The organism is Nocardioides sp. GY 10113 (assembly GCF_004919105.1).
Classification (GTDB): Bacteria; Actinomycetota; Actinomycetes; order Propionibacteriales; family Nocardioidaceae; genus Nocardioides.
Genome location: NZ_STGK01000008.1, coordinates 85,550 through 92,159, shown reverse-complemented (window position 1 = coordinate 92,159; position 6,610 = coordinate 85,550). Strand labels below are relative to the sequence as shown.

Here is a 6,610-nt window from a genome sequence, read left to right as displayed (position 1 = left end):
CCGGACAAACATTGCCCCAGGGGCCACACCCATCGGTGTGGCCCCTGGCGGCTTTTTCCACCCCACCCGGGGGAAAGGCACCCCCGAACCGCGCCCCAGGTACCGCCGAGTTCCGGGCTCGGCGTGGGCGCGGGCGCGGGCGGAGACTCGTCGGCGACCGGCTCCCGGCTGGCTGGTGCGCGTGCCTCGGCTCGGCGGTGCGCGACGCGCGGCTCGAGGGTGCCTCAGGCCCGGGGTCGGGCGTGTGTGGGGTTCCTCATGTTGGGCCGCCACGACTCCGAAGACGTCGACTGACGTGGCCGATGGGACCGCTGTGATGCACAGAGGCGAATGAGGCGGTGCGGAGACGGTGGTTCAGTTTGCACGAGCAAGCGGTGTCAGGCATGGTGGGCGAGTCGCCAGCGGCGCCGACAAGGGAGTCGAGCCCACTCGGAGGCGGCTAGTCCGCATCCTCGACCCCTGGAATGAACTCTTGTCGAAGCCTGCTCAGCCTGCGCCCAAACACCGTGGGACCCCTCGTCACGCCCACGTCAAGGAGACGCCGAAGAAGGCGATCAAGCACGCGGTGGTGTTGTCCTCGGTGGCAGCTGCCGTGACCGGCGTGTCGGTGGGCGCGGGTGTCCTCGGGAGCGGTGCTAGCGAGGGCGGAGCGGCGATCCCCGCCGCCGCGGACCTCGGCGCCCTCCTCACGCCGGAGGAGTCCGGCTCCTCGGCGTCGGAGCCGATCGCGGTCGACCGAGCCCCGGTGCTGTCGCGCTCGGATCGGCGGGGCGAGGCGGATCCGGCGAAGCAGGCGCGCCTGGTGGACGTCGAGCCGGCCGCGATGTCCGACAGCCGGCGGCTCTCGGACTCCGACCCGAAGGACATCGCCCGGGCACTGCTGAGCGACTACGGGTTCAGCAGCGACCAGTTCGGCTGCCTCGACTCGCTGTGGACCCGCGAGTCCAACTGGAACCCGTACGCCGACAACCCGACCTCCAGCGCGTACGGCATCCCGCAGGCGCTGCCGGGCTCGAAGATGGCCTCGGCGGGCTCCGACTGGGCAACCAACCCCGCGACCCAGATCAAGTGGGGCCTCGGCTACATCCAGGACCGCTACGGCAGCCCGTGCGGCGCCTGGGGCCACAGCCAGGCCCGCGGCTGGTACTGAGCCCGCGCCGCGCCGACGCGGGCTTGTTTGCCCGCCGTGGGTGCGGGTAGACCGGAACCATGATCGGATTCCTCGTCGCCGGCCTCATCATCGGCGCCCTCGCGCGCCTCATCAAGCCGGGCAAGCAGAACCTCGGCCTGCTGGCCACCCTCGGGCTCGGCCTCGTCGGCTCCGTCATCGGCGGCCTGATCGCGCAGTTCTTCGGCACCGGTGACATCTGGGAGCTCAACATCCTCGGCTTCATCCTCGCGGTCGTCGCCGCGGTGCTGCTGATCGGCGTCGCCGAGACGGTCGCCGGCAAGAAGGACTGACAGCCTCGGCGGTTTCGAGGCTCGCTTCGCTCGCACCTCAACCACCGGCTGGCTCGCTTCGCTCGCACCTCAACCACCGGCTGGCTCGCTTCGCTCGCACCTCAACTTACCGGTGCTCAGGGGCGGGTCAGGGCCTCGACGTCGAGCGCCGCGTCCAGCTGCTCCAGCGTCAGCTCGCCGCGGTCGACGTACCCCATGGCGAGCACGGTCTCCCGGATGGTCGCGCCCTCGGCGAGCGCCGTCTTCGCGATCTTCGCCGCGGCCTCGTAGCCGAGGTAGCGGTTCAGGGGCGTCACCACGGAGGGGGAGGACTCGGCGTACCGGCGCATCCGGGCCGCGTCCGCGGTGATGCCGTCCACGCAGCGGTCCGCCAGGGTGCGCATCGCCGCGGAGAGCAGTCGGACGGACTCCAGGACGTTGCGGGCGATCACCGGCATCGCGACGTTGAGCTCGAAGGACCCGGTGGCGCCGGCCGCGGCGACGGTCGCGTCGTTGCCCATCACCTGCAGGCACACCATGAGCGTCGCCTCCGGCAGCACCGGGTTCACCTTGCCCGGCATGATCGACGATCCCGGCTGCAGGTCCGGCAGGTGGATCTCGGCCAGGCCGGTGGTCGGACCGGAGCCCATCCAGCGCAGGTCGTTGCAGATCTTGGTGAGCCCGACCGCGATCGTGCGCAGCACCCCGCTCAGCTCCACCAGCGAGTCCCGGGTCGCCTGGGCCTCGAAGTGGTTGCGCGCCTCGGTGAACGGCTGCCCCGTGTCCCTGCCGAGCGCGGCGATGGCCGCCTCGGCGAACCCGGCCGGGGTGTTGATGCCGGTGCCGACCGCCGTGCCGCCCAGGGGGAGCTCTCGCACGCGTGGCAGGACGGCGTCGAGCCGCTCGGCGGCGTAGCGGACGGTGGCGGCGTACCCGCCGAACTCCTGGCCGAGCATCACCGGCGTGGCGTCCATCAGGTGGGTGCGCCCGGACTTCACGAGGCCGGCGAACTCCTCGGCCTTCGACTCCAACGACGTGGCGAGGACGTCCAGCGCCGGCAGCAGGTCGTCGGTGACGGCCGTCGCGGCGGCGACGTGGATGGCCGTCGGGAAGGTGTCGTTGCTCGACTGCGACGCGTTCACGTGGTCGTTGGGGTGCACCTCGACACCGGCGCGGGCGCAGAGCGAGGCGATCACCTCGTTGGCGTTCATGTTCGACGAGGTGCCCGAGCCGGTCTGGAAGACGTCGATGGGGAAGTGGCCGTCGAGCTCGCCCGCCGCGACGCTCCGTGCCGCGGCCAGGATCGCGGCGCCGCGATCCTCGTCCAGCACGCCGAGGGCGGTGTTGGCGACGGCCGCGGCGGCCTTCACCCGACCCAGCGCGTGGATCAGGGCGGGCTCGATCGGCGTACCGCTGATCGGGAAGTTCTCCACCGCCCGCTGCGTCTGGGCGCGCCACAAGGCCTCCGCGGGCACCCGCACCTCGCCCATGGAGTCGTGCTCGATCCGGAAGTCGCTCATACCTCCGACCCTAGGCGCCGGGTGTGCGAGCCCGACGACCTACCAGCACCACCGACGCGTCGAGGTACGACGGATCCGCCGCGTCGGCTGGGTGCGACGCCGCGCGGGCGCGTGCCGTGCCACCCGCGGCCGGCGGGGGCGGGCGTGGGGTCCGTGCTCCGTGACGCCGAGCCGGCAGCTGTGCCGGATCACTCCTTGGAGCGCACGCGGATGCCGGTGATGGGGACGACGACCTCGCCGGAGGGGTCGGTGAAGAAGTCGTTGCCCTTGTCGTCGACCACGATGAAGGCCGGGAAGTCCTCGACCTCGATCTTCCAGACCGCCTCCATGCCGAGCTCGGGGTACTCCAGCACCTCCTGGCTCTTGATGCAGTCCTGGGCCAGGCGCGCGGCCGGGCCGCCGATCGAGCCGAGGTAGAAGCCGCCGTACTGGTCGCAGGCCTCGGTGACCTGCTTGGACCGGTTGCCCTTCGCCAGCATCACCATCGAGCCGCCGGCGGCCTGGAAGGACTTCACGTAGGAGTCCATCCGGCCGGCGGTGGTGGGTCCGAACGAGCCGGACGCCATGCCCTCCGGTGTCTTGGCCGGTCCGGCGTAGTAGACCGGGTGGTTCTTCATGTAGTCGGGCATCTCCTCGCCGGCGTCCAGGCGCTCCTGGATCTTGGCGTGGGCGATGTCGCGGGCCACCACCAGCGGGCCGGTCAGTGAGAGCCGGGTCTTCACGGGGTACTGCGAGAGCTGGGCGAGGATCTCGTCCATCGGGCGGTTCAGGTCGACCTGGACCACCTCGCCGCCGGAGATGTCCTCGGCCACGCCCGCCTCGGGCATGTAGTGCGCCGGGTCCATCTCGAGCTGCTCGAGGAAGACGCCCTCGGGGGTGATCTTGCCGAGCGCCTGGCGGTCGGCGGAGCAGGAGACCGCGATCGCGACCGGGCAGGAGGCGCCGTGGCGCGGCAGCCGGACCACGCGCACGTCGTGGCAGAAGTACTTGCCGCCGAACTGGGCGCCGATCCCGAAGGACTGGGTCAGCTTGAAGACCTCCTCCTCCAGCTCCAGGTCGCGGAAGCCGTGCGCGTCCATCGAGCCCTCGGTCGGGAGGTTGTCGAGGTAGTGCGCCGAGGCGTACTTCGCGGTCTTCAGCGCGAACTCCGCACTGGTGCCGCCGATCACGATCGCCAGGTGGTACGGCGGGCAGGCGGCCGTGCCGAGCGAGCGGATCTTCTCGTCCAGGAACGAGAGCATCCGCTTCGGGTTGAGGATCGCCTTCGTCTCCTGGAACAGGAACGACTTGTTGGCCGAGCCACCGCCCTTGGCCATGAAGAGGAACTTGTACTCCGGCTTCCCCGAGGTCTCGGGGGTGGAGTAGATCTCGATCTGCGCCGGCAGGTTGGTGCCGGTGTTCTTCTCCTCGTACGTCGTCAGCGGCGCGAGCTGGGAGTAGCGCAGGTTGAGCTTGGTGTAGGCGTCGTACACGCCCTTGCTGATCGCCTCGGCGTCGTCGGCGCCGGTCAGCACGCCCTCGGACTTCTTGCCCATCACGATCGCGGTGCCCGTGTCCTGGCACATCGGCAGCACGCCGCCGGCGGAGATGTTGACGTTCTTGAGCAGGTCGAGCGCGACGAAGCGGTCGTTCCCGGAGGCCTCCGGGTCGTCGATGATCTTGCGCAGCTGTGCCAGGTGCGCCGGCCGCAGGTAGTGGCTGATGTCGTGCATCGCCTCCGCGGTCAGCCGCTGGATTGCCTCGGGGGAGACCTTGAGGAAGGTCCGTCCGTCCGGGCCCTCGACCGTCCCGACCCCCTCGGTGGTGATCAGCCGGTAAGGAGTGTCGTCCTTGCCGGTGGGGAGGAGGTCGCTGTACCGGAACTCTGCTTCAGCCACAACTCGGGAGGATAACCGCCACGTGTGTCACCGCCGATTCGCGGCCGGTGTCTGGATGGTGGCCCCCTCCCGCAGCGAGCCTGGACATCGGGGCGCCGCTCAGCCCTGGGGGCCGCCGCCCATCCCGCCCATCCCGCCCATCCCGCCGCCGGTGAACTCGCCCGCCGTGGCGGTGGCGACCTGCTGGCCATCGGCCAGGAAGCGGTAGGAGCCGGAGTCGCGCAGGTCGGCCGTGGAGACCACCAGCGCGCCGGTCGCCTTGGTCGTGGTGAAGGTGCCCACCGTGGTGCCGTCGTCGTCCTGGACCTCGATCGTGCTGCCGGCCGCGACGGTGCTGTCGAGGGCGGCGACCAACCAGGCCTGGCCGGAGTCAGTGTCGGGCGCCTCCAGCATGCCGGCGCTGCCTCCGGCGTACACGGTGCCGCCGTCGATGACGTAGCTGCCGTTGACGTCGATCGCGCCGTTGCCGGAGGACTCGGGGCCGTTCACGACGACCGTGCCGCCGGTGATCGCCAGCGAGCCGTTGGAGTCGAGGCCGTCGCCCTCGGCGGTCACCGTGACGTCGCCGCCGCTGATGGTCAGCGCGCCGCCGGTGTCGGACTCGCCGCCCATTCCGCCCATGGGGCCGCCGGGGCCGCCGCCCATGTCGCCCATGTCGCCCATGTCGCCCGCGGGGCGCTCCGGCCGCTCGCCGTCGGCGGGGGGCTGGGAGTCGCCGGTGCCGGTGGACCCGGTGGACTCGGTGGACTCGGTGAGCAGGGCCGGGCCGGCGACGTTGATCCCGTCGTCGTTCGCGGTGACGTCCACGGTGCCACCGGCGATCACGATGTCGGCGGCCTCGATGCTCTCCTCGGACCGCGTCACGGTGATGGTCCCGTCGTTGATGGTCAGCGCGCCCTCGGCCTTCAGCCCGTCGTCGCCGGCCGCGACGGTGATCGTGCCGCCGTTGACGGCCAGCGAGCCGAGGTCGGCCTCGTCCTCGTTGGCGGCCTTGATCCCGTCGTCCTCGGCGGTGACGGTGATGGTGCCGCCCTCGATGCCGAGGTAGTCCTTGCCGGTGATGGCGTCGTCGGCCGCGGTGACGTCGATCGTCCCGGAGAGGACGACCAGGCCGTCCTTGCCGGTGATGCCGTCGGCGCTGACCCCGGTCACCTCGAGCGAGCCGGCGCCGGCGATGGTGAGGTCGGCCGTCGAGTAGACGGTCGCGTTCGGAGCGTCGTCCTCCTCGTCGTCCTCGCCGGAGGCCTTCGCGTCGGACAGGCTGTTGCTGCTGCCGTCGGCCAGGATCAGCACGGCCTCGTCGGCGTCCTTGATCCACACCGGAGAGGAGGACGCGGAGGTGATGTCGGCGCCGTCGAGGACGACCCGGACCTTGCCGTCGGCTGCGGAGTCGACCACCAGCTGACCGTCGGTCAGGGTGCCGGAGACCAGGTAGGTGCCCGGGTCGGTGATGGTGACGACGTCCCCGTCGAGCTCCGCGCCGGAGCCGTCGACGCTGCTGGCGCCGTCGGCGAGCGTGATCGTGGTGGCGCCGTCGGCGTCGTACTCGCCGTCGTCGGCGTCGGCGTGGGTGTCCTCGAGGGTGGTGACGTAGTTGCTGCTGCCGCGGGCCAGCTCCTGGGCGTCGCCGGGGACCGCGGACGCGGAGGCGGCACCGGCGTCAGCCGCGGACGCGGCACCGTCGGTCGAGCAGGCGCTCAGGGAGAGCAGGGCGACGGCGCTGGCGCCGGCGAGGGTGGTGGTGCGGACGAGGTTCTTCATGGTGTCTCCTGG

General features: G+C 71.3%; 5 protein-coding genes. 2 read left to right on the top strand and 3 right to left on the bottom strand.

Annotated features, from left to right (window positions below; all coding sequences use genetic code 11):
• Positions 1 to 592 precede the first annotated feature (592 nt).
• Together E8D34_RS11720 and E8D34_RS11715 are read left to right on the top strand one after the other, a co-directional pair.
• Complete coding sequence (locus tag E8D34_RS11720; RefSeq protein ID WP_240771305.1) at positions 593 to 1,150, top strand: lytic transglycosylase domain-containing protein; 558 nt, start codon at positions 593 to 595, stop codon at positions 1,148 to 1,150.
• 59 nt (positions 1,151 to 1,209) lie between these two features.
• The gene (locus E8D34_RS11715) at positions 1,210 to 1,461 is read left to right on the top strand and encodes a hypothetical protein (RefSeq protein WP_136594824.1); all 252 of its coding nucleotides are present in this window, start codon (positions 1,210 to 1,212) and stop codon (positions 1,459 to 1,461) included.
• A 116-nt stretch (positions 1,462 to 1,577) separates the two neighbouring features.
• Here E8D34_RS11715 and E8D34_RS11710 read toward each other — a convergent pair whose 3' ends face one another.
• The 3 genes from E8D34_RS11710 to E8D34_RS11700 all read right to left on the bottom strand — a co-directional run bounded on the left by E8D34_RS11710 (position 1,578) and on the right by E8D34_RS11700 (position 6,598).
• Entirely contained in the window at positions 1,578 to 2,960 is a 1,383-nt protein-coding gene (locus tag E8D34_RS11710) for a class II fumarate hydratase (RefSeq protein WP_136594823.1), read from the bottom strand.
• 188 nt (positions 2,961 to 3,148) lie between these two features.
• On the bottom strand, positions 3,149 to 4,837 hold the full coding sequence (locus tag E8D34_RS11705; protein ID WP_136594822.1) for a fumarate hydratase: 1,689 nt from the start codon (positions 4,835 to 4,837) through the stop codon (positions 3,149 to 3,151).
• A gap of 99 nt (positions 4,838 to 4,936) precedes the next feature.
• Positions 4,937 to 6,598, bottom strand: coding sequence for a carbohydrate-binding domain-containing protein (locus E8D34_RS11700; RefSeq protein WP_136594821.1), 1,662 nt, complete (start codon positions 6,596 to 6,598; stop codon positions 4,937 to 4,939).
• Positions 6,599 to 6,610: the final 12 nt, after the last annotated feature.

What these genes read in the sequence shown, in the direction of transcription:
- E8D34_RS11715 (WP_136594824.1), top strand. Translation starts at nt 1,210, where the DNA reads ATGATCGGATTCCTCGTCGCCGGCCTCATCATCGGCGCCCTCGCGCGC.
- E8D34_RS11710 (WP_136594823.1), bottom strand. Translation starts at nt 2,960, where the DNA reads ATGAGCGACTTCCGGATCGAGCACGACTCCATGGGCGAGGTGCGGGTG.
- E8D34_RS11700 (WP_136594821.1), bottom strand. Translation starts at nt 6,598, where the DNA reads ATGAAGAACCTCGTCCGCACCACCACCCTCGCCGGCGCCAGCGCCGTC.